Origin of the sequence: Rhodococcus sp. AQ5-07 (assembly GCF_009707305.1) — a bacterium.
Taxonomy (GTDB): domain Bacteria; phylum Actinomycetota; class Actinomycetes; order Mycobacteriales; family Mycobacteriaceae; genus Rhodococcus_F; species Rhodococcus_F erythropolis.
In genome coordinates, this window is sequence record NZ_CP046099.1 from 4,325,980 (window position 1) to 4,347,689 (window position 21,710).

General features: G+C 62.0%; 19 protein-coding genes. 8 read left to right on the forward strand and 11 right to left on the reverse strand.

Annotated features, from left to right (window positions below; genetic code table 11):
- Nucleotides 1-8: 8 nt before the first annotated feature.
- Complete coding sequence (locus tag GJB56_RS20215) at nt 9-1,376, reverse strand: NAD(P)/FAD-dependent oxidoreductase (protein ID WP_019745793.1); 1,368 nt, start codon at nt 1,374-1,376, stop codon at nt 9-11.
- 123 nt (nt 1,377-1,499) lie between these two features.
- Between GJB56_RS20215 and GJB56_RS20220 the strand changes: the two genes are divergently transcribed.
- The 5 genes from GJB56_RS20220 (at nt 1,500) to GJB56_RS20240 (ending at nt 6,653) form a co-directional block, all read left to right on the forward strand.
- Nucleotides 1,500-2,390, forward strand: coding sequence for a LysR family transcriptional regulator (locus tag GJB56_RS20220; RefSeq protein WP_113682731.1), 891 nt, complete (start codon nt 1,500-1,502; stop codon nt 2,388-2,390).
- Nucleotides 2,391-2,482: 92 nt separating this feature from the next.
- Nucleotides 2,483-3,946 (forward strand): benzaldehyde dehydrogenase, encoded by a 1,464-nt coding sequence (locus GJB56_RS20225; RefSeq protein ID WP_113682892.1) that lies wholly within the window; start codon nt 2,483-2,485, stop codon nt 3,944-3,946.
- A 132-nt stretch (nt 3,947-4,078) separates the two neighbouring features.
- A complete protein-coding gene (locus GJB56_RS20230) occupies nt 4,079-5,596 on the forward strand; it encodes an MFS transporter (RefSeq protein ID WP_020909510.1) in 1,518 nt (505 codons plus the stop codon).
- A 45-nt stretch (nt 5,597-5,641) separates the two neighbouring features.
- Nucleotides 5,642-5,989, forward strand: a complete 348-nt coding sequence (locus GJB56_RS20235; RefSeq protein ID WP_021331699.1) for a hypothetical protein — start codon at nt 5,642-5,644, stop codon at nt 5,987-5,989.
- Nucleotides 5,982-6,653, forward strand: coding sequence for a Dabb family protein (locus tag GJB56_RS20240; protein ID WP_113682732.1), 672 nt, complete (start codon nt 5,982-5,984; stop codon nt 6,651-6,653). The genes GJB56_RS20235 and GJB56_RS20240 overlap by 8 nt, the downstream gene beginning before the upstream one ends.
- On the opposite strand, the gene GJB56_RS20245 is transcribed toward GJB56_RS20240, so the two are convergent.
- Nucleotides 6,636-7,565: an alpha/beta hydrolase gene (locus GJB56_RS20245; RefSeq protein ID WP_113682733.1), complete on the reverse strand. Its 930-nt coding sequence runs from the start codon at nt 7,563-7,565 to the stop codon at nt 6,636-6,638. The two genes, GJB56_RS20240 and GJB56_RS20245, sit on opposite strands and share 18 nt — an antisense overlap.
- 176 nt (nt 7,566-7,741) lie before the next feature.
- On the reverse strand, nt 7,742-8,827 hold the full coding sequence (locus tag GJB56_RS20250) for a TerC family protein (protein ID WP_019745800.1): 1,086 nt from the start codon (nt 8,825-8,827) through the stop codon (nt 7,742-7,744).
- 225 nt (nt 8,828-9,052) lie between these two features.
- Here GJB56_RS20250 and GJB56_RS20255 point away from each other — a divergent pair, with 225 nt between their 5' ends.
- Nucleotides 9,053-9,400, forward strand: coding sequence for a hypothetical protein (locus tag GJB56_RS20255; RefSeq protein ID WP_020909514.1), 348 nt, complete (start codon nt 9,053-9,055; stop codon nt 9,398-9,400).
- Nucleotides 9,401-9,404: 4 nt separating this feature from the next.
- Here the strand turns inward: GJB56_RS20255 and GJB56_RS20260 are convergent, their stop codons facing one another.
- On the reverse strand, nt 9,405-10,637 hold the full coding sequence (locus tag GJB56_RS20260) for a PucR family transcriptional regulator (RefSeq protein ID WP_021345887.1): 1,233 nt from the start codon (nt 10,635-10,637) through the stop codon (nt 9,405-9,407).
- Between the two features lie 171 nt (nt 10,638-10,808).
- Here GJB56_RS20260 and GJB56_RS20265 point away from each other — a divergent pair, with 171 nt between their 5' ends.
- Nucleotides 10,809-11,636 (forward strand): SDR family oxidoreductase, encoded by an 828-nt coding sequence (locus GJB56_RS20265; protein WP_113682734.1) that lies wholly within the window; start codon nt 10,809-10,811, stop codon nt 11,634-11,636.
- On the opposite strand, the gene GJB56_RS20270 is transcribed toward GJB56_RS20265, so the two are convergent.
- The 4 genes from GJB56_RS20270 to GJB56_RS20280 form a co-directional block, all read right to left on the reverse strand.
- Nucleotides 11,637-12,848: a PucR family transcriptional regulator gene (locus GJB56_RS20270; protein WP_113682735.1), complete on the reverse strand. Its 1,212-nt coding sequence runs from the start codon at nt 12,846-12,848 to the stop codon at nt 11,637-11,639.
- A gap of 55 nt (nt 12,849-12,903) precedes the next feature.
- Complete coding sequence (locus GJB56_RS20275; protein WP_021345889.1) at nt 12,904-14,034, reverse strand: thiolase family protein; 1,131 nt, start codon at nt 14,032-14,034, stop codon at nt 12,904-12,906.
- The gene (locus GJB56_RS31420; RefSeq protein ID WP_003942869.1) at nt 14,027-14,194 is read right to left on the reverse strand and encodes a hypothetical protein; all 168 of its coding nucleotides are present in this window, start codon (nt 14,192-14,194) and stop codon (nt 14,027-14,029) included. Before GJB56_RS31420 ends, GJB56_RS20275 begins: the two co-directional genes overlap by 8 nt.
- Nucleotides 14,195-14,429: 235 nt before the next feature.
- On the reverse strand, nt 14,430-16,007 hold the full coding sequence (locus GJB56_RS20280) for an AMP-binding protein (protein WP_003942916.1): 1,578 nt from the start codon (nt 16,005-16,007) through the stop codon (nt 14,430-14,432).
- A gap of 375 nt (nt 16,008-16,382) precedes the next feature.
- On the opposite strand from GJB56_RS20280, the gene GJB56_RS20285 reads away from it, so the two are divergent.
- Nucleotides 16,383-17,732, forward strand: coding sequence for an MFS transporter (locus GJB56_RS20285; protein ID WP_020971159.1), 1,350 nt, complete (start codon nt 16,383-16,385; stop codon nt 17,730-17,732).
- Here the strand turns inward: GJB56_RS20285 and GJB56_RS20290 are convergent, their stop codons facing one another.
- From GJB56_RS20290 to GJB56_RS20300, 3 genes are all read right to left on the reverse strand, one after another.
- A complete protein-coding gene (locus tag GJB56_RS20290) occupies nt 17,733-18,368 on the reverse strand; it encodes a TetR/AcrR family transcriptional regulator (protein WP_031333860.1) in 636 nt (211 codons plus the stop codon).
- A gap of 60 nt (nt 18,369-18,428) precedes the next feature.
- A complete protein-coding gene (locus GJB56_RS20295) occupies nt 18,429-19,904 on the reverse strand; it encodes an acetyl-CoA hydrolase/transferase family protein (protein WP_230091226.1) in 1,476 nt (491 codons plus the stop codon).
- Between the two features lie 160 nt (nt 19,905-20,064).
- Nucleotides 20,065-21,708 carry an AMP-binding protein gene (locus tag GJB56_RS20300; RefSeq protein ID WP_113682736.1) on the reverse strand — a complete coding sequence of 548 codons (1,644 nt, stop codon included), beginning with the start codon at nt 21,706-21,708 and terminating at the stop codon, nt 20,065-20,067.
- Nucleotides 21,709-21,710 lie beyond the last annotated feature (2 nt).

Below are 21,710 nucleotides of genomic sequence, written 5' to 3' on the forward strand. Positions count from 1 at the left end.
GTGCGGAGCTACGCGGAGTGCGCCAATTCCGGTTCGCGTTCGGTCACCGGCGGCGCGGCCTCGATCTTCATCGGTTCCTGCGCGTAGTGGAAGTGCGGACGACGGTGACCGATGAACGAACCGAACCACGACATCACAGCGACATACCGGTTGCGGAAGCCCACCAGATACATCACGTGCACGGCCAGCCACATGAACCAGGCGATCGTGCCCTTGAACTCGACCTTGCGGACGCGACATACAGCGCTGAATCGGCTGATGATCGACATGCTGCCCTTGTCGAAGTACTTGAAAGGCGTTCCGGCCTTGACCTTTCCGTTCACAGTCTTCGCGGCGTGACGGCCACCCTGCATTGCAACGGGCGACTGACCCGGCAGACCGTTCAGCGAAGTCATGTCGCCGATGGCAAAGACGTTGGCAAACCCGCCGACGGTCAAGTCCGGATTGATGAGCAGACGACCTGCGCGGTCACTCTCACAACCGGTTGCCTCGCCGAGCACTGCGGCGAAGTCGTTGGCGCGTACACCGGCCGACCAGATGACGGTCTCGGCGTCGATGCGCTTCTCTTCCTTGGTCTTTGCCGAAGAGACGGTGACACCATGCTCGTCGATGGCGGTGACCATGGTGTTGAGGACTACCTCGACACCCGACTTCTCGAGCGAGGCCTGCGTGTACTCACTGAGCTTGCCGCCGAAGGCCGGAAGCGCAACGCCGGCGCCCTCGACCATGGTGACCGTGACCTCGTCGGCACTGATGTTGTTGATGGCCTTCGCAAAGTAGCGACGCGCCAGTTCCTTGATCTGTCCGGCGAGCTCGACGCCGGTCGCGCCGGCACCCACGACAACGAAACTCAGCAGGTTACGGCGAACCAGCGCGTCGTTGGTGGTGTGCGCTTCCTCGAAGCAACGCAGGATCTGCTTACGCAGCACCTCGGCGTCCTCGACGGTCTTGAGCTTGTAGGTGACCTTTTCGAACTCGTCATGACCGAAGTACGCCTGCGTGGCACCGGTGGCTGCGATGAGCGAGCGGTACCCGAGCGTGTGGCGGGTGCCCGAGGCTTCGTAGACGACGGTGTTCTCTTCGGCGTTGACCTCGACGACGCGGCCGAGGCGGACGTCGGCGTTGGGGTACTTCTGCAGGATCGTGCGGATGGGCGGAGCAACTTCGCCGGCCGACAGGACACCCGTCGCCACCTGGTAGAGCAACGGCTGGAAGAGGTGCTCGGTGGTGGCGGAGATGAGAACGAACGGCGTCTTGGACTTCGCGAGGGTCTTGGCCGCGGCGAGGGCTCCGAATCCCGAACCGACGATCACAACCTGAGTCTTCTCGTGTCCAGTCGCGTCGATGTCGGCGCGACCCGCAGCTGTTCTATCCACAACGAACTCCTCAACCAAATTGAAAGTATGACTATTACGGTATGGACTGATCATGGGTCGGGTCCAGCTAGCTGGAGTATTCGCAAGACTGTTATCTCGATTGCTCATAAGTAAGCTGTCCTCATGGACTTCCGCCAACTCAAGTACTTTCTCGTCGTGAGCGAGGAACTGAGCTTCAGTCGCGCTGCCGAACGCTGCTTCATCTCGCAGTCGGCGATCAGCCATCAGGTCGCACGACTGGAGAAGGAGCTCGGGGCGACACTCTTCGAGCGCTCGACCCGGGCGGTTCGCCTGGCCCCGGCAGGATCGCGACTGGTGCCCATCGCGCAGCAAGTCCTCAGTCTCGAAACGATGGCGTACTCCGTCGCACGAGACCCGAGCGCCCGGATCCGAATCACCGGAAACATGAGCTTTGCCGCTCAGACGCTGGACGCCATCGCACACGTGCGCGAACTTCATCCGGACCTGGACGTCGAGTTCGTCATCAAGAGCTTTGCCCACCGCATGGATGCTGTGGCCTCCGGTGACGCGGACATCGCCCTGATTCGCGGCGGCGTCGACCGCCCCGGACTCGAACCCTTGGACCTCGGCGTCGAAGATCTGCTGGTCGTCATGTCGAGCCGTCACCCCCTAGCCGGCCAGCAAAGCGTCGACCTCAATGATCTGGCCGCATATCCCCTGCTCCTGCCGCCGCGCCAAAGTCAGGTGCTCATTCACAAGGTGGTCGAGGACGCATTCCGCGAGATCGATCGACGCGTCCAACTGGGCCCCGCAATTCCGAGCGATCACACAGCCACGCTGGACGTGATCACCAACCCGCGCGCCTGGACCCTGCTCTATTCGATCACCGCAGGCGAATCTCCGCGCGCTGGAATCAGCTTCATGCGAGAATCGCACGGCCGCTTGCGCATTCCTGTCTCGGGTGTGACCCGCAGCGGCGCTACCCACTCCACCGAGTTCGCCGATCTGATCCAAGCACTCAAGGACGCCATGAATCCGTCTTTCACTGAGTGAAAGTGTGATGGCGATCGACCCCCTCACAGAGCAACGTGGTGGGCAACCATGTGATGCGGCGCGCGGTTGCATCCCTTTACCGAGGAGCGGCCATGACGCGTTTGCTGAGCGAACCTGTGTGGGAATCGAAGATCTTCGACGGCGAATGGGTTCGCGGTAGCGCCGACGATCGTATTGTCGTCGAGCCGGCCACCGGCAAGCAGTTGACGACGGTCGGCATGGCAACACCCGACGACGTGGCGGCCGCTGCAACAAAAGCTACTGCAGCTCAGAAGAATTGGGCGGCAAGGCCATACACTGAACGAGCCGCCGTTCTACGCCGCGCCGGTCAACTGTTCGAGCAGTACGCCGACGAAATCGGCGAATGGGTAATCCGCGAGGCCGGCAGCATCCCGGCCAAGGCCGGGCTGGAAACCCGTACCGCTGCCGAAGAGTGCTACAACGCAGCAGCTTTGGCCGCGCACCCTGTCGGCGAGGTTCTGCGCTCGGAGCAACCTCGGCTGAGCTTCTCTCGTCGCGTACCCGTCGGAACCGTCGGCGTCATCGCGCCGTTCAACTTCCCCATCATTTTGTCGATCCGTGCAGTCGCTCCCGCACTGGCGCTGGGCAATTCGGTGATCCTCAAGCCTGACCCGCGCACGGCGATCTGCGGCGGTGTGGTTCTCGCTCGCATCTTCGAAGAAGCAGGCTTGCCCGCCGGAGTGTTCAGCATGCTGCCGGGCGGCGCTGACGCCGGTGAGGCAATCGTGGTTCATCCGAGCGTTCGCGTCATCGCATTCACCGGGTCGACCCGAGCTGGACGCGCGGTCGGCGAACTGGCGGGCCGCCATCTCAAGCGCGCTCATCTTGAACTCGGCGGCAACAATGCACTGATCGTCATGGATGACGTCGACCTCGAAAAGGCCGCATCTGTCGGCGCTTTCGGATCGTTCATGCACCAGGGACAGATCTGCATGACCACCGGCCGCCAACTGGTCCACGAAAGTATCGCCGCCGACTACACCGCACTCCTTGCCGAACACGCCGACAAGCTTCCGGTAGGCGACCCGTTCACCGGTCAGGTCGCACTCGGACCCATCATCGACGCCAAACAACGCGACCACATCCACTCTCTGGTCAACGGAAGCATCGCGGCCGGAGCAAAACTGGCTGCCGGCGGCACCTACGAGGATCTCTTCTACCGGCCCACCGTGCTAGCCGACACCCCACTCACCGCGCCGGCCTTCGCCGACGAGGTCTTCGGGCCGGTCGCACCGGTGACCTCCTTCGCCACCGTCGAACAAGCCGTCGCCATAGCCAACGATTCCGAGTACGGATTGTCGCTGGGCATTCTGACCTCCGACGCCATGCGCGGACTCGAACTCGCCCAACAGATTCCCACCGGCCTGGTCCACATCAACGATCAGACGGTCGGCGACGAAGCCGTCATCCCGTTCGGCGGCATGGCGTCTTCGGGTAACGGCGGCCGTGTCGGCGGTATCGGTGCAAACCTCGATGCCTTCACGGAAACACAATGGGTGACGGCGCAAAGTGCACTCCCGGTATACCCCTTCTAGAACGAATTCACAGGGCACGTCCCACTCGGTCGCTGACCAGCATTGACGGGATCGATCTCGCGGACTTACCATCCAGAGAAAATTACTTCGCCACATTAAGCATTTTCTCTTGTTGTTCCCGAGAAGGACCCGTTGACGAACACAGTTACGACGAGCAGTGCCGCGAGCCCCAGCGCTACGCCAACTGCCACCGATTCCCCGGACCAGTCCGTAGCAAGATCGCCGCGCCGGGAGGCCGTGATCATCGGCGCTTTGAGCCTGGCAGCGATGATCGTCTCGATGATGCAGACGCTGCCGGTTCCGATCCTGGGACGGATTCAGTCCGACCTCGGAGCCTCGTCCGCCGGCGTCAGTTGGGTGACGACGGCGACCCTGCTTTCCGCTGCCGTCTTCACTCCCCTGCTGGGACGCTACGGCGATCAGCACGGCAAGAAGCGCACCTTGGTCGGCGTCCTCGTCGTCATGGTGATCGGTTCGATTGTCGCGGCATTGGCGCACAATCTGCCACTGCTGATCCTCGGCCGTGTACTCCAGGGAACAGCCACCGCGATCTTCCCTCTCGCACTCTCGGTCTTGCGCGAAGAGATACGACCACAGAAGCTTCCCGGCGCCATGGCCCTGGTCAGCGGAACTCTCGCGTTCGGCAGCGGTCTCGCCCTCGTGGCAACCGGTCTGCTCACATCGGCTCCGGATGCCGACTACCGCAACGCCTTCTGGATGGCCACCGGATTCGCAGTGCTGGCCTTGATTGCCGTCGCCACGCTGGTCCCGCCCACCACGCACAAAAGCGGTGGGCGCGTGGACCTCATCGGTGCGCTGAGTCTGGGCGCGGCACTACTTCTGCTTCTTCTGGCGATTTCTCAAGGCCACCAATGGGGGTGGTTGTCGCCCTTGACCGTCGGTGTTTTTGTGGCCTCGATCGTGATGTTCGCAGTCTGGGTATGGATCGAGAAGATCGTCGACGAACCGCTTGTCGACATGCGGATGTTCGTCCACCGCCCGGTGATGATGGCAAATCTTGCCGGCGTCGTGGTGGGCTTCGGCATGTTCGCGAACTTCCTCGGGATCTCGTATCTCGCACAACTTCCCCGCGATCTCACCGGATACGGCTTCGACGCGAGCATTCTGCGTGCGTCGGTCGAATTCCTGCTGCCTGGCGCGATAGTTTCGCTGATCGCCGCCCCGATCGGCGGTCGTCTCATCAGGCTGCGTGGGCCGCGATTCGTTCTGGGACTCACTGCGATCCTGGGCGCGGTGCCGTTTGCGTGGCTCGCGTTCGACCACACCCACACCGCGTCGGTCATCGGTGCGGGCATGGTGATCGGCGCCGCCCTGAGCCTCGGCTATGCAGCCATGCCCGCCATCATCATGTCCAACGTCCCGCATCATCAGAGCGGCATCGCCAACGGCATCAACTCGATCTCACGTTCCACCGGCAGCGCCATCGGCAGCGCAGTAGTGACAACGATTCTGGCGTCGATGACAATCGCGAACCTCCCCGAAGGGGTTCCGGCGATGCCAAGCGAATCTGCCTTCACCGTCACGTTCGCGACCGCGGGCGTTGCCTTCGTTCTGGTGGGACTGGTGGGGTGGCTGGGGCTGCGACCGGCGCACTCCCCTTCCGCTTCCGAACAACCTCCCGCTGCGTGAGATCGGTAGTACCGCAGAGACTTAGACGGAACGTAGCCTGCGCACATGGCAGGTGAGACTCTCTACGTGATCGACCGGATCGTCACGAATCCCGGATGCGGGCAGAAGTTCGTCGACGAATGGCGTGCCGGCTACCTGCCGAACGCCCGGCGACGCTGCCTGACCCTCGACAACATACTTGTCAGTCCGCCGTTGTGGTCCGAGTACGAACCGAACGTCGTGACTATCACGTGGACCGTCGACGGAGCCTCCGGTTGGTGGGCAATGACTCGTCTGAGTCGCGGCGACACCACGCTTCGGCAGTGGTGGGATGCCATGGAACCACTCATCTGCGAACGTAGCCGCACCATGGCTGCTGCTGCCGACGACGTCGAGGCACTGGCCGATGTATAACGTCACTAGGGTTGTTTTTGCTGCCGACAGCACGGACTCGGACGGCTGGGCGAATGCGGTGAACACCATTGCAGCAGTGGCAGAATCGTCGGGCGCAGTTCGCCATCTCGTCACCTCTACTCTGCCCGGCGCCATCAACGGCGGAGATCTGATCGTTTATCTTCAGTTCGCGAATGAAGCCGCGTGGCGGGCCGTTAGCGATTCCGTCGACGCAGAACTTCACCACGATGCCATCGAATGCTTTCACGGCGCCGAGTACGTTTCCGGAACCGAGGGTCGCTCGCGCGCCACCGGCCCGAACGGGGTGTACCGAGCATTGCTGATTCGCGTTGAACCCACTACCTCCGAGGACGAAATCGAACAGTTCGAAAGCGACTTGCTGAAGATGCCCGGGCATATCTCCTCGATCGCTGCCTGGCGACTCAGTCGGGTGAGTGCGGCGACCGGCGCAACACCTACACGTGACGAAGCGCCGTGGACCCATGTGTGGGAGCAGGAGTTCACCGACCTCGAATCACTGCGGACCCAATACCTCGATCATCCGATCCACTGGGGCGTCGTTGATCGATGGTTCGATCCCGAATGCACCGAAGTCATTGTGCGGGAAAGAATCTGCCATACCTTCGGCGAACTGGGCGACGAGATCCTATCGAGCGGCGGCTGATACCTCGCGGATCATCGCCCAAACTTTCTGGCGTGCCGGCTCTGTGAGCGACAATGACGGAATAGTGAGGAACCCGTGAAACAACCCGTCGAAGCGATGATGCTGCACGGGGACGCCGTCCGAGGCAAGCAGTTTCGCGTACTCGTCACCAGACGAGCACGGCGGATCCAGCTCGGCTGTCACGACAACAGCAGCGGGAAGATCGGCGAACGACTCGGTCCGAGTGGGTATCACCCGCACGTCATCTCGGCGTTCGGGAGCATATTGGTCCCAGTACCACTTCATGGCCGTGGTCGTGTTGTAGTGGTCGGTACCGTAGAGACGGTAGGACTCGGTGTCGAAATCGTCGTCGATCACCGGATAGATGAGAACCTGCGCCGCAACCGCCGGCCCCCCACGATCGCGGGCGGCGATGGCAACTGTCGCAGCAAGATTGCCGCCCGCGCTGTCGCCGGCAAGGACTATCTTGCTCGGGTCTGCGCCGTACTGTGCCGCGTGTTTCGCCGCCCACTCCAATGCGGCGTAGACGTCGTCGTGTGCTGCCGGCGCGGGGTGCTCAGGGGCCAGACGATAATCGACGGAGACGACGACTGCGCCAACCCCTTCTGCCATGGACCGGCAGAATTCGTCATGGCTGTCCAGGTCACAGAACACGAAGCCTCCGCCATGAGCGAAGACGACCAGCGGTATGGCGTCGGAGGAAGTGTGCGGGCGGTAGACGCGGATCGCCAGATCACCACCGGGGCCCTCGATTGCGAGGTCTTCGACCGTACGCAAATCGGGAAGCCGCTCCAACGGGGCGCGTCGATTCCGAAGCAGAGCACGTAACTCCGACGGCTCGAAGCTGGTGACATCCGGAAATGCGGCGTTGAGCGTGGCCAGCATGGTGATGACTTCCGCGTGAATTGTCATGTGCACTCCTGATCTCGGACGTCGGGCATCCGCCAAGGTAGATCGCTCGCGGCCGAGTGAGAACACACCTTCCCGATCAGTGGTCTGTTTGGTCGCGAGAAGGGGTGAGAAACGGAAAGGGAGACCACACCTCGTTGTGTGGTCTCCCTTTTCGATTCGGTTCAGCCGATCAGGCGTCAGCTCCTACTGCGAGCATCCACCTTGTCGTCATCGTCGTCGTGCTCGCCGGCAGCAAGTGCGATGTCGGAAGACTCGACGCCCCCATTCGGGCCTGTCTTCTCGAGGTCGACCGGTGCATCACCGGACGCAACCTCTTCGGCCTCAGGCTCTTGCGGTAGCGGTTTCTTGAGGCTCAGGATGATCGAGCCTGCCAAGACCACGATGATCACCGCGAGGCTGACCAGCGAGGGGATCTCGGGGATCGACGTGCTGATCACCTTGTGGCTGGCCTGCATGATCAGCTTCACGCCGATGAAGGCGAGGATGATCGACAGCCCCTTGGAGAGGTAGTGGAACTTCTCGAGCAGACCCGAGAGCAGGAAGTACAGGGCACGCAGACCCAGGATCGCAAACGCGTTACTGGAGTACACGATGAACGGGTCGTCGCTCACTGCCAGGACTGCCGGGACGCTGTCGACTGCGAACACGAGGTCGGCGGCTTCGATGGCGACGACGACGGCGAACAGCGGTGTTGCGACGCGCTTTCCGGCTTCCTTGACGAAGAACTTGGTTCCCGCGTATTCCTCGCGAACCGGCATGATCTTGCGCAGCAGGCGAACTGCCAGCGACGTACCCGGATCGAAGCTCTCGTCGTCGTCCTTGAGCAGCTTGTAAGCGCTGTAGAGCAGGATGGCGGCGAAGACGAACAGCACGGCCGTGAACTTGCTGACCACGGCAACGCCGGCAGCGAGGAAGATTCCGCGGAAGATCAGGGCGCCGATGACACCGAAGAACAGCACACGGTGCTGGTACTCACGGGGCACCTTGAAGTAACCGAAGATCAGGGCGAACACGAAGAGGTTGTCGACCGAGAGGCTCTTCTCCAACAGCCAGGCTGTTGTGAATTCGACGCCCGAGTTCACCCCCAAGGTCAGGGTGACAACCACCGCGAACACGAGAGACAAACCGACCCAGAGTGCACTCCACCAGGCCGCTTCCTTGAAGCCGATGACATGCGCGCCGCGGTGGGCGAGCAAGTCGATGAGCAACATGACGACGATGACTGCGGCGAACGCGGCCCACGCCCACATGGGAACGTTCATCGCTGACCACCTACCCGAATGGCACTGATGACTGCGGTCACGGGGAGCTCCTTCACTGGGTTCGGACGGCCGTCTCGCCGTCTTCTCCAGTGTTCCTTGCCGACTTCTATCCATCCCCGTCGAAATATCGACGACTTTTGTATCTAAAGTTGCCGAGATCATGCAATCTAAAGGTGTTGCATCCGAAACCGCCGTTGGAAGGCAACTTGTTCTAGCCTGGCAAACATGAGCACCTCGTTGTACTACTCCGCCGTCCGCTCCACACCGCTGACCGACGACGAGAAGGCCGAAGTCGACCGACTCATCGCCGTCCACAACGACGAATTTCCGTTCGACTACGAGGTCCTGGACCTCTACCCGTCGGATATCCCCAACACTCTGCTCAACGGCTCGACCAAGATCTCGAGCGATCCGACCGAGGTGATTCCGTCACTCGTCTACTGGTTCAACGCACTGACCGAACTCCGGCGAGCGGTGCCCGACGCCGACTGGGACGTTTCACTCGATGACACCCCCGCAGATTGGGATGACAACTCCGGCTACTCGCTCCCCGGACTCGATGACATGCAGTAGCGAATCACGGCGCCGGCGCGATAGTGGCTCCGTAGCTCTCCAGTGCGATGAGGGCCAACTCCGTCGGCAGCCGACGCTGGTCGACGCTGCGACCCAGTAGCTTTTCGGCCTGATCGAGTCGATACCGCACGGTGTTCTTGTGCAGGCCGAGGGCAGCGGCAGTAGCGGCCGCGGTGCAGTTGTTCTCGTAGTAGACCCGGACGGTGTCACGGATGCGCGTCGTGACGCCGTCCGCGCCGGCCAGGCCTTTCAGTTCCCGAGCCACCAACTCACGCAGTTCGCACAGATCTTCGGTGAGCAGACAGGGAACCTGAACATCCTCGTAGACGGTGATACCCGGCGAGCCCCCGGAACGGACCGCCACGCGCTGCGCGGCGAGCGCCTCGCGATGACTGCGAGCGAATCCTTCCATTCCGTAACCGCTCGCTCCCACTGCAACGCGAAGATCCGAATGCCGGGCATCAACATGTGACGCCCACTCCTGGCCGTCGAAATGCGCGACCCACGACCACAGCTCACGCGCGCCCGAAGGCAAAGTCAGAACACGCTCGCCGTTGGACTCGTCTACGAAGGTACGGGCATACGAGTCCAACCGCGCCAATACGTCTGCAGCCGGGTCGGTGTCGTCCGTCCAGAGAACAAACGCCGTGTGGTGGCGCCGCATCGGATAGTCCAGGATCCGGGACGCTTCGTCGGAGTGAAGGGCTTCGCCCGCGACAATCGCGTGCACCGTCTCGGACCGACGCGCAAAAGCGCCGCGCGCCAAGCTCTCCCGCTCCTTCGCGTACGTCGCGACCAACAATTCGGTGGTCACTTCCAGCCATCTCATCGCCGAACCCCACACTCGAACCAGAAGTGCGCGTTTGAGTTCCGGACCTATCGGGAGTGCTTCTATCGACTCGTCGACGAAACCCAGCATCGCGAGGCGTCCGGCGCCGTAGATCTTGAGCAGGACCCGAAGATCCATACCGCGCCGGGCGACGGTGAGTGCAAGCGCAACCGACTCCGCCGGCGGCGTGACCTCCTGGGAACCGCCCGCGATCGCCGCCACGATGACGCGGAGCTGCGCCGCGGTGCTCGCATCCACATCGCGTCGTAGCTCCCGATCAGCCGCTACCTCGGGATTGGCCTCGGCAATGGCGTCGTCGATGCGTTGGACGAAACCGTCGATCACCTCCGGCTGGAGATAGATGGGTGCGAGATTCGCAATCCAGCCGTCCAACTCCGATGTTTCCATGGCGCCTCCCCGAATTGTGACTTAGTCATAAATCTATCGCCTTGGTTCGGCCAACAAGCCCTATCTACCCAACTTCAACTGGTCCACAATCACATCTCACTGCAGTTTCACGTCGCTGCAGATTTACGTCACTGCAATCCCATCCCTCTAGTTTTTGGAGACGCTCGCGATATGAACAAGCCTTTCGACGGTCAGGTAGTGGTCATCACCGGTGGCGCCAGGGGCATCGGATACGCCACCGCGAAACGGCTCATCAGCCTGGGCGCGAGGGTCGCGATCGGCGACATCGACGAAGCCACTCTCGCGCAGGCTGCAAAAGATTTGGGCATCCGTACGTTCGGGCGTCTCGACGTCACCGACCCCGCGTCGTTCTTCGACTTCCTCGACACCGTCGAAGGTGAACTGGGCCCGATCGACGTACTGGTCAACAATGCGGGCATCATGCCGGTCGGACGGATCGTCGACGAGGACGACACCGTGACCAGACGCATCATCGAGATCGACGTCCTCGGCGTGATCACGGGAACCAAACTCGCACTGCGACGGATGCTTCCACGCGGACGTGGACACGTCATCAACATCGCTTCGCTTGCCGGCGAACTCCCGTGCCCCGGTTTGTCGACGTACTGCGGCGCCAAGCATGCGGTGTTGGGCTTCACCGATTCTGTCCGCAAGGAAGTTCGTGGCACCGGAGTGAACGTCTCGTCCGTACTGCCGACGCTCACCAACACCCAACTCACTTCCGGGACTTCGGGAATGAAGGGTTTCCGTGAGGTTCAGCCGGAGGAAATCGCCGAAGCAATCGTCGGCTTGATCACCAAACCTCGACCACGCGTGCGCATTACGCGAGTGTCCGGACTGCTTGTCCAGGCACAGGGTTTCATGCCCCGACGGCCTTACGAGGCATTGAGCCGACTGTTCGGCGTCGAGACGCAGTTTCTCGGCGACGTCGACACCGCGGCCCGTGCTGCCTACGAGGAACGGGCACGCACCAGCTGATCAGGCCAGCTCCGTGGCCGGCCAGTCGAGCAACTTCGCGCCCAGCACGGCAGCGTGGAGCGCGAAGCTGTCGTTGGGGTCGTTGACGTTCTGGCCGGTGAGTTCACGGATACGGTCCAAGCGGTACGTGACCGCCCGGACCGACAAATGCAGGTCTCGGGCGGTCTTTGCCGTATTGCCGCCGGCGGAGAAGTACGCGAGCAGGGTGTCGATCATCGGCCCAGCGCCGCCGCGTGCCTCGAGCAGCGGGGTGAGCAGGGTGTGGATCAGGTCGGTGACCGCCGGCCTGTCGTTGACCAGAACGCGGTAGACCAGCAGGTCACGAGCATCGATGATCGGTGCGGTCAACGAGAGGCGCTGCGCCAGGTCCAGTGCGTCGAGCGCCTCCCGGTACGACGCCACGACGCCCGAAGCAGTGGTGCGAGGGCGCCCGACACCGATCTGCCAGGTTCCGTCCAAAGCACGCCGCTGCAACTGAACTCGCCCGTCGTCATCGGTTCCCGGTCCGAGAGCCGACCGAATACCCGCCAGCACGTGGTCAACGGCATCACGGTCCGGCGCCGCGAAAACGACGACCAGTTTGCCGCTCTTGCTGGCAACCAGCGCGTCGGCGTCACCCTTGCTGCCGAGCACGGCACGTTCGACGGCCCGCACCAAGGGATTGTCGTCGGTGAACTCGCGCGTCGCGGTCACCACCGCGACGGCATGCGGACCGCTGAGGTGGAGACCGAATCCCGAAGCACGACCCAACAATCCGACGACATCGGCTCCACCGGTCAACAGGTCGTCGACGAACTCACGGCGTGCCGATACCTGCGAGCGGACCAGAGAACGCCTGGCCAACTGGAATCCTTCGGCCAGTTCGGCGACGGCATCGTCGACGGCGCGGAGCATGACTTCGCCGGCCGAGACCACGGCAGTCGGATCCGATTGTGCCGCAATAACAGCGGGGAGCTCACGCCACAGGCGCCAGGCCGAGGAGAGATAAAGATCGAGCAGGGCTCGCAGGGCAACACCCTGCTGCGCCGCTTCTTCACCGCGGGCACGGAAACGATGCAGCTGACGACGCTGCAGCGGCTTCCCCTCGCATACGGCGACACTGAGCACGTCCAGGAAATCACCCAGCAGTTCGACGGGTAGGCCACCGGCGTCGTCCGCCCCTGCCGCGGCTACCCGGGAAAGCACTTCTGTGGGCACTCCGGTTGCGTTCACCCCCCGCATTCTTCCACCACGTTCCGAAGGCGGGGGGACTGTCGTACCGGAACCGCTAGTCTTCGCCGACCAGGATGTGCGCGTAACTCACTCCGCCGGCTCCGATCATCTGCGCGAATCCGATCCGCGCACCGTCGTGCTGACGGACCCCGGACTGCCCACGAATCTGCTGCGTGATCTCGACGAACTGGGACAGGCCGGTAGCTCCACCGGGATGCCCACGGCCGATCAGTCCACCGCTGGGGCTGACCGCGACACGGCCTCCGATGTGGAAATCGCCGTCTGCCATCGCGAACGACGCCTTCCCTTCCGCCGCCAACCCGAGATCCTCGATGTACTGCAGTTCTTCGACGCTGAAAGCCTCGTGAACCTCTACGACGTCGACGTTGTCGGGGCGAATGTCAGCTTGCTCGTAGGCACGGGCGGAGACCCGCTTGGTCACACCGAGATCAGGCATGAACGCGGCAGCCCCGTGCCACTTGTCCGTCTCCGCTACGGCGGCAGCCACTCGGACGGCCCGACTGGCGTTCGCGAGTTTTCTGCTGGTGATGACGACTGCCGCTGCGCCGTCACCGATCGGGCAGGATTCGACGCGCCGGAGCGGATCCACCAGCATCGGTGCAGCTTTCAACTCGTCCATCGTCAATGCTTTGTTACGCTGCGCCATGGGGTTTCGGCTTGCATTGAAGAGGTTCTTCTCCACCACCAGGAGGCTGGCGTCGGCCGATTCGCCGTGTCGATGCATGCGGGCCTGCTTCATCAACGCAAACGGAACAGCAGGAACTGCGATGCCGGATACAGAAATCAAGTCCGGTTCACGTTCCCCTTCGGCAGCGCGGCTCATCAAGAGAGCACCGAGGCTTCCGACTCCGACCACCGCGGCAGTTTCCACCTGCCCCGATGCCACAGCAGCGCGGGCCTGCTCGAAAGCCGCTGTGCCGGTGGCTGATGCGTTCTCTACCGCAACAGCAGGAATCCCGGTCCACGCCATTTCGTGCAGAACCAGCGGAGCGGTCGACATTCCGGTACCGACGGCACCGACCACGAGCAGGCCGACTTCAGCCCAGTCCAGTCCGGAATCCCCGAGGGCCGCGTTCAACGCCTGTCCACCCTGAACATGTGGCGGTGTCGTCGTTTTGGAAACGAACGGCGTCATTCCGACGCCCGAGATGTATACCTCACGCATCGCGCGACTCCTTTTCGAAACCGTATGTCGTGAACAGTGAGTCTTCCGTGCCCGCACTCCGGGGAACAACGGAAACCACATCACCGATTCGAACGGGATCGGCACTGACTCCCAGAATTTCGATGTCGGCGTCACCGATACGCACCTGCGCGATGGTCACGGGAGGTTGCGCTCCGGCAATCGGAAATGCTGCAGTGCAATGCGATAAGACGGTACCGGACTCGGCCAGTTCGATCTGGGTCGCCGGGGCGTAGCACTTGGCGCAACGCTCACGGCAAGGGAAGCTGATGTTCTCGCACCGACTGCACTGCGAAGCCAGCAGTCTGATGCTCGTGCCTTCACATCGCAGGGCGGCATCGTCGAATGAAGGGTGCATTATTCGTCAGTCCTGTTCTTCAGACTCGTCGAGCCTGATCAGCCCAGTAGAGTTCTCGGAGATCCTTCTTGAGGACCTTCCCGTTGACGCTGCGCGGGAGTCGTTCGACGAAGTCGATTCGCTTGGGACTACGAACACCTCCGAGCTTGTTGCGGCACAGAGCAATCAGCTCGTCGGCACCTACTTCTGCGCCCTCGTTGAGCTCGACGACAGCGGTGACGGCCTCGCCCCATTCCGGGTCCGGAATGCCGATGACGGCACAGTCCTGCACAGCGGGGTGCGACCAGATCACCTGCTCGACCTCAGCTGGGAAGACGTTGAATCCGCCCGAGATGATCATGTCTTTCTTGCGGTCGGTGAGCGTCAGAAACCCTTCGTTGTCGAGGTATCCGATGTCGCCGGTGTGAAGCCAACCGTCACGTATGGTGTCGGCGGTCGCCTCGGGGTTGTTGTAGTACCCCTTCATGACCAGGTCTCCGCGTACGCAGATTTCGCCACGCTCACCGCTCGGAAGCGCGTTGTCTTCGTCGTCGCGGATTTCGACTCTGATCAACGGCGACGGCCGACCACAAGACAGCAATCGGGCGTCGTCGGCGATCTCGCCGTCGACAAAGTGCTGCTCGGGGCGCAGGAAACTGATGGAGCCGGGAGCTTCTGTCTGGCCGAAGCATTCGATCATCACCGGACCCAGAACCTTCAAGCACTTGCGCAGCTTCTCGGCCGACATCGGGGCAGAACCATAGAGGAAGTACCGCAGCGACGTGAGATCGTAGTTCGCCAGATCCGGATGTTCGATCAACCGGTAGATCACGGTGGGCGGCAGGAACAGGTCGGTGACGTTGTATCGGTCGATCGACTCGAGCAGGGTCTCCGGATCCGGCCGCTTCAACACGACGACGGCGCCGCCGCGGGCAGTTGCCGGCAGGGTCAGCATTCCGGCGGAGTGCGTCATGGGGGCAGCCGCGAGGTTGACCACCTTCTCGTCGGCGCGATAGTGCATGGCAAGCATCAGCTGCGCAACACACATCGAGAAGCTGCGGTGGGTGTTCATCACGCCCTTGGGAGCGCCTGTCGTACCGCCGGTCGGCGAAATCATCGCCACGGAATCCTGCGGAACGTCGACCCTCGGATGCGTCGACGGAGAATCGCCGAGCCAGTCCGTCAAAGCGCGGGCGTAGTCACGAACACACTCGGCGGAGTCCACTGCTCCTTCGAGGCGGATGTACTGGATGCGGTCGCCGACTGCAGCGTGAATCTCGTCTACAGCTGCTGCAAGCGCAGGGTGATAGAAGAGAATCTCGCAATCGAACTGGTTGACGAATCCAATGCTGTCCGTGATCGGACTGTTCGGGTTGAGAGGCACCCAGGTTCCACCGGCACGCCAGGCAGCGATGACGCATAACCACGCCGCTGGATCATTGGGAGAGAGAACGCCGATCTTCGTTTCCGGCTTCATTCCGTCTCGCAGCAACGCGTTCGCGACACGACAGGACAGCGAACCCGCTTCTTCGAACGTCCAGTCGACGTCGCCGTGACGATATGCGATGGCAGCGGGATCGACGCTCCACCCTTGGTCGAAGAAATCGGAGAGGGCCATGGGAAACCATTCCTTCCTTCCTGCGGGCCGCAGCGTCCCAGGAAGTTGTCAGTAACTGTTTACATCTCGGCGAAACGTAAGCTCCCCCGGCCGACCTGTCAACCATCGACAACTGCAAAACTGTTGCACAACAACAGAATAGAGCTAACAGTCGAACAGACTCAGCAGAATCATCCCGTCTCGTACACTAAACCATACGCCATTAGGTTTACCGAAGGCGTATGCGTTGACCATTTAACCGAACTGCGTTAGATTAACCGATGTGACTTGAGGCACATCGATTCAGTGTCCACTCGAAAACTGCTGCTGGTGAACATCACCCGAGCGCACAAGCCAAGTCACACCCGCAACCACCCCTTCCGACTAAGGAACACGATGGCTTCAGCACGCGAACTGATCGATGCGTCTCCACTCAGCAGACTCCAAATACGGGTAATCCTTCTGTGCACGCTGGTCAACATGGCCGAGGGATACGACATCCTTTCGATGTCACTCGCCATACTGCCGATCACGGACGACTGGGGAATATCCGGCACCCAGTCCGGCATGCTTTTCAGCGCCGGCCTCATCGGCATGGCGGTCGGCTCGATCGCCTTGGGACCGGTCGGCGACCGATACGGGCGCCGCCCCCTGCTGATCGGTTCGCTGGTCGTCATCACAGTCGGTCTTCTACTGTCCGCAGCGAGCGGCGACGTCACACAACTTGCGCTTGCGCGTCTGCTGGCCGGCGTCGGTATGGGCGGCATCATCCCGAGTTCGCCGATCATCGTCGGCGAGTACGCACCTGCACGCAAGCGCTCGACGCTCATCGCGCTGTTCGCGATCGGCATTCCACTCGGTGGTGTACTCGGCGGCGCCGGAGCAGCGGTGCTGATGTCGACGTACGGCTGGCACTCCGCATTCCTGCTCGGCGCGGTCGTCACGGCAATAATGGCGGGTGTGGCCTATTTCGGAATCCCAGAATCGCCGGACTTCCTCGCCGCCAAGGGAACCGAGTCGTCGCGAAAGAAGCTGGACGAACTGATTTCCAAGATGAAACTGACCGGAGTCCCGGCCACGGGTAATCACACGACACCTGTGCGGCGGTCACCGAACGTCTCCGGATCGGCTCACCTGAAGTCCTGGGCCCTGGCGACGACATGCATCGTCTTCGGCCTGGTCAACATCGCATACTTCTTCGGCAATACCTGGACACCGAAACTTCTCAAGCTTGCCGGCATGTCCAACAACGCCGGAATCAGTGGTGGACTGATGTTCTCGCTCGGCGGCGCGCTCGGAACGCTGGTCTTCGCCGGCCTGGCCCTTCGATTCGCCTCGATGTGGATCACCATGGGCTTCATCCTCGCCGGCTCGCTACTGTTCGGCGTCCTCGCTCTGGTCTCGACTCAACTCAGCCCCGCGCTGGTGGCGTCAGCTCTGCTCGGGCTGTGTATGACCGCGGCCTACACCGGCCTGTATGTCATGGTGCCGATCCTCTTCCGCCCCGAAGCACGTGTCTCCGCTCTCGGAATCGCAGCGGGACTCGGCCGCATCGGAAGTATCGTGACGCCGTTGGGGATCGGTCTACTCGTCGACCGATCCTGGACGACGGAATCCATCTTCTTCCTCTTCGTCGTACCGACCCTGCTCGCCGCCGCAACGATCGCATACGCGCAGGTTCGCAATACCAAGGAATCAGTCGCCCTTGCCGTCGACGGCGAAAAGGCATCTGTACCTGCCGCTTGATCAGATCGAGTTATCCACCTGGTCGGCGTGAAGAACCCCGTAGAGGAAACTTCGCATCATCTGTTCGTACAACTGCCTGGGCGTACGTTGATTCGACTTCAGCGCGGCGTCGAGAACCGGATGGGCAATTCGATCTACGTTGGCAAAAACGGCGGAACGCTTGGCCTCGGGCCTCATCGCCTCAGTGAGGGTGACACCCAAGGTCAGCTTCTCGAGGCCGTCGAGGATCTGAACATGCAGCCGCACAGGAACTCCCGAACCCTCGAGGTAATCTGCTGCAGCCTCGAACATGTCAGTCACGAGGTCTCGCGGAAGAAACTGCAACATCACCGGCGCGGCATTGCGGTGACGCAGAATCACATCCCGAAAGTTCAAGCCGTACGCGACAACCCAGTCCTGCCAATCACCTGACGCGGGCTGACGCGGAATCCTGGTCTCGAACACGATTGCTCGCGCAACCTCCGTCAAAATCTCGTTCTTGTCGGAGAAATGGTGATACAACGACGGAGCTTTGACGTCGAGGTACTTAGCCAGACGCGGAAGGCTGAAAGCGTCCAAGCCCTCGGCATCGATAATCGAGATTGCTGCGGCAACTGCGGTGGTTCGGCTGATCAACGGTTTCGACGGTCGAGCCATGTCGCTCTTCACTCCTGATTTGCTCGGCGTCCGAAGATCGTACAAGCACCGATCGGAAGGTCAGGACAAGCGCATCGAACCCGTGTCGATGTACCGCTGATGGAACGAGAATGCCTCGCCCAGGATGTGCGGCGTCTGCCCCGCGCCCGGCTGAGCGTCGGCGCGAGCGATGTAATCGCGGAGCAGTGGCCGGAACTCCGGGTGAGCACAGTTGTCGACGATCAGGCGCGCGCGTCGCCGCGGAGACAGACCGCGCAGATCGGCCAACCCCTGCTCGGTGACCAACACCTGAGTGTCGTGCTCGGTGTGGTCGACGTGCGGAACCATCGGAACGATCGCCGAGATCTCACCGCCGCGGGCCGTCGACGGGCTCAAGAACATGGACACGTAGCCGTTGCGGGCGAAGTCCCCCGAGCCGCCGATTCCGTTCATGATCTTCGTCCCCATGACGTGCGTCGAGTTCACGTTGCCGTAGATGTCGGCCTCGAGCATGCCGTTCATGGCGATGATTCCGAGTCTGCGCACCACCTCTGGGTGGTTGCTGATTTCCTGCGGACGGAGCGTGATGTGGTTGCGGTAGAAGTCTATGTTCGCGGTCAGTTCTTCGATGCCCTCGTCGGTGAGCGCCAAAGCCGTCGACGACGCATGCGCGACGGTTCCGTCCTTGATCAGCTTGAGCATCCCGTCCTGGATGACCTCGGAGTAGCAGGTCAGGCCGCGGTACGGCCCCCGATCGAGACCGCCGAGGACCGCATTGGCAACATTGCCGATGCCTGCCTGCAGCGGAAGCAAGGTATCCGCCGGCATCCGTCCGGCGCGCACCTCGAAGTCGAAGAATTCCAGGACGTGGCCGGCGATCGCCTCACTGACGGCGTCGGGTGCAGTGAGAGGGCTCGCGCTGTCTCGGCAGTCCGTCTCGACAACGGCCACAACCTTCGCGGGATCCACTCGGAATGTCGTCTGGCCGATCCGGTCTTCGACGCGGGTGATCTCGAGAGGCTTGCGATGCGGCGGCAACGCGGTGCCGTAGTAGACGTCGTGGATGCCTTCCATCGCCTCGGGCACCCAGGAGTTGACTTCGAGAATGACCTTGTCTGCGACGTCGAGCCACGTCTTGTTGTTGCCGATCGACGCGGAGGGAATCAGTTCACCTGATTCGGTGATACCGGCGACTTCGACGACCGCGACGTCGACGTTGCCGTAGTAGCCCTCCCACACCTGCTGAGCAACGTGGGAGAGATGGATGTCGACGTAGTCCATGCGACCGTCGTTGATGCGGCGACGCGCGGTGGCCTCGGACTGATACGGCATACGCAGCGCGATTCCGTCGACCTCGGCGAGCAGCCTTTCGGTCTCGGTGGACACCGAAGCACCGGTCAGGAGATTGATCGTGAAGTTCGATCCGTTGCCGCGGGTGTGGTGAATGCGCTCGGCCAGTGCCGGAATGATCACCTTGGGGGTACCGGCGCTTGCGAAACCGCTGATCGAGACCGTGTCGCCGGGGTGAATGAACTTCACAGCGTCGGACGCGGCCATCACCTTCGACGCAAAGGCTGTGGCGCGGATGCGGCTGGAGGTGGCTTTGTGTCCGGTCTCACCGAAAGATGAACTCACGCCACCAGGATAAACAGGGCACATCGGAGCGATTTAAGGGGATAACCCAGACAGAATCGCTCCGACGTGCTATGCGCTCGGGTCAGCTGACGACGCCGTAGGCGCCCTCGCCGACCAGGCTTGCAATTCGATATTTCTGAATCTTGCCCGAGCCGGTCAGAGGAAATGCTTCTGCACTGAACCACTCCTTGGGTGCTTTGTGGCGTGCCAGTCGCTCGGTGCAGAACTCGACCAGTTCGGCTGCGGTCGGCTGGTCGGACTCGTCTTTCCACATGATGACGGCAACCACCCGCTCGCCCCATACCTCGTCAGGCACACCCACGACCGCCACATCGAGGATCTTCGGATGTGTGAAGATCACGGACTCGACCTCTCGCGGATAGATGTTCTCCCCGCCGCGGATGATCATGTCCTTGAGCCGGCCGGTCACCCGGACGTATCCACGCTGATCCATCGTCCCCAAGTCGCCGGTATGTAACCAACCGTCCTTGTCCACGGTGGCGGCCGAAGCCTCCGGGTTGCGGAAGTATTCGGTCATGACGAGGTACCCGCGCGCGCAGATCTCACCTTGTTCGCCGAGTGGCACGCTGTCCCCGGTCACCACGTCGGAAATCTTCACCTCGACCTGCGGCAACGCGAGACCGACCGTCTCCGATTTGTCTTCGGGGGTGTCGGCGGGGCTGGTCTGCGTGATCACGGGGCTCGCCTCGGTTTGTCCGTAGACGATGCTGAACCCCGCACCGAAGGCCGATTCCACCGTGCTCACGAGTTCGGGCGGGACCGACGACCCACCCGACACGACCACCGAACAGGCCGAGAAATCGCGGCTCGCGAAGCTGGCGTCGTTGATCATCGCGATCAGCATCGTCGGAACTCCACTGACCACGTCGGCCCGAAAGCGTTCCGCCGCATCGAGAACCGCAGTCGGGTCGAAATACTGGATCAGACCGATGGACATTCTTCGCTGTGCGGCGCCGAGGACCAGGATGCCGCACCCAGCGGTGTGGAAGAGCGGCATCGCCGAGACCACCGAACCCCGTTCGGGGAATTGACCTCTCCGACTGACGAAATCGGCATTGTTGACCAGTCCTCGGTGATGCAGCAGCGCACCTTTGGGAACTCCGGTGGTTCCCGACGTGTACTGGATCTGCGCATTGTCGTCAGGAGAGACTTCCGGCAGTGCGCCCCGTTCGCCGGCCCAACCTCGAACCTGACGATCCCAGTCCTCGAAGTTCACTGCCAGAACTTCTGCTCCCGCAATCGAAATCGCCTCGGATGCCACCGCCGCCATGTCACCGCCGCGAAACTTTCCGGTGTGGAACAACCCGCGGGACTGGGACTGCGACAGGACGTACGCCAACTCCTCGGCGCCCAACGCCGGATTGGCAGTCACCAGAACCATTCCGGCGAGCGCGGCGCCGTACTGCAGAATCATCCACTCCGGAATGTTCGGAGCCCAGACCGTTATCCGGTCGCCGCGGTCGAACTGCGACAAGAGGTAGTGCGCGCACCCCTCCGCTTCACCCAGGAGTTCCGCAAAGGTCCAGGTGCGATCCGTCTCGGAGGCACCGGACAACGAATGCGATTGCGTCGGAACCACTTCTCTGATTGCAATCAGGTTCGGCGAGTCCGCGGCGCACTCTCGGAGCAGCCCGCCGACCGTTTGTTCCACTATCGGGTCCGACACGTCCGCGGGGAAGTACGACGTTTCGAGAACACTGCTCATCT

Bases quoted from the DNA above. Each gene is read 5' to 3' on its own strand.
- GJB56_RS20275 (WP_021345889.1), bottom strand. From the start codon at position 14,034: ATGCGTGAGGTATACATCTCGGGCGTCGGAATGACGCCGTTCGTTTCC.
- GJB56_RS20295 (WP_230091226.1), bottom strand. From the start codon at position 19,904: ATGGCCGCGTCCGACGCTGTGAAGTTCATTCACCCCGGCGACACGGTC.
- GJB56_RS20265 (WP_113682734.1), top strand. From the start codon at position 10,809: ATGAACAAGCCTTTCGACGGTCAGGTAGTGGTCATCACCGGTGGCGCC.
- GJB56_RS20240 (WP_113682732.1), top strand. From the start codon at position 5,982: ATGTATAACGTCACTAGGGTTGTTTTTGCTGCCGACAGCACGGACTCG.
- GJB56_RS20225 (WP_113682892.1), top strand. From the start codon at position 2,483: ATGACGCGTTTGCTGAGCGAACCTGTGTGGGAATCGAAGATCTTCGAC.
- GJB56_RS20300 (WP_113682736.1), bottom strand. From the start codon at position 21,708: ATGAGCAGTGTTCTCGAAACGTCGTACTTCCCCGCGGACGTGTCGGAC.
- GJB56_RS20285 (WP_020971159.1), top strand. From the start codon at position 16,383: ATGGCTTCAGCACGCGAACTGATCGATGCGTCTCCACTCAGCAGACTC.
- GJB56_RS20255 (WP_020909514.1), top strand. From the start codon at position 9,053: ATGAGCACCTCGTTGTACTACTCCGCCGTCCGCTCCACACCGCTGACC.
- GJB56_RS20245 (WP_113682733.1), bottom strand. From the start codon at position 7,565: ATGACAATTCACGCGGAAGTCATCACCATGCTGGCCACGCTCAACGCC.
- GJB56_RS20220 (WP_113682731.1), top strand. From the start codon at position 1,500: ATGGACTTCCGCCAACTCAAGTACTTTCTCGTCGTGAGCGAGGAACTG.
- GJB56_RS20250 (WP_019745800.1), bottom strand. From the start codon at position 8,827: ATGAACGTTCCCATGTGGGCGTGGGCCGCGTTCGCCGCAGTCATCGTC.
- GJB56_RS20290 (WP_031333860.1), bottom strand. From the start codon at position 18,368: ATGGCTCGACCGTCGAAACCGTTGATCAGCCGAACCACCGCAGTTGCC.
- GJB56_RS20280 (WP_003942916.1), bottom strand. From the start codon at position 16,007: ATGGCCCTCTCCGATTTCTTCGACCAAGGGTGGAGCGTCGATCCCGCT.
- GJB56_RS20260 (WP_021345887.1), bottom strand. From the start codon at position 10,637: ATGGAAACATCGGAGTTGGACGGCTGGATTGCGAATCTCGCACCCATC.
- GJB56_RS20235 (WP_021331699.1), top strand. From the start codon at position 5,642: ATGGCAGGTGAGACTCTCTACGTGATCGACCGGATCGTCACGAATCCC.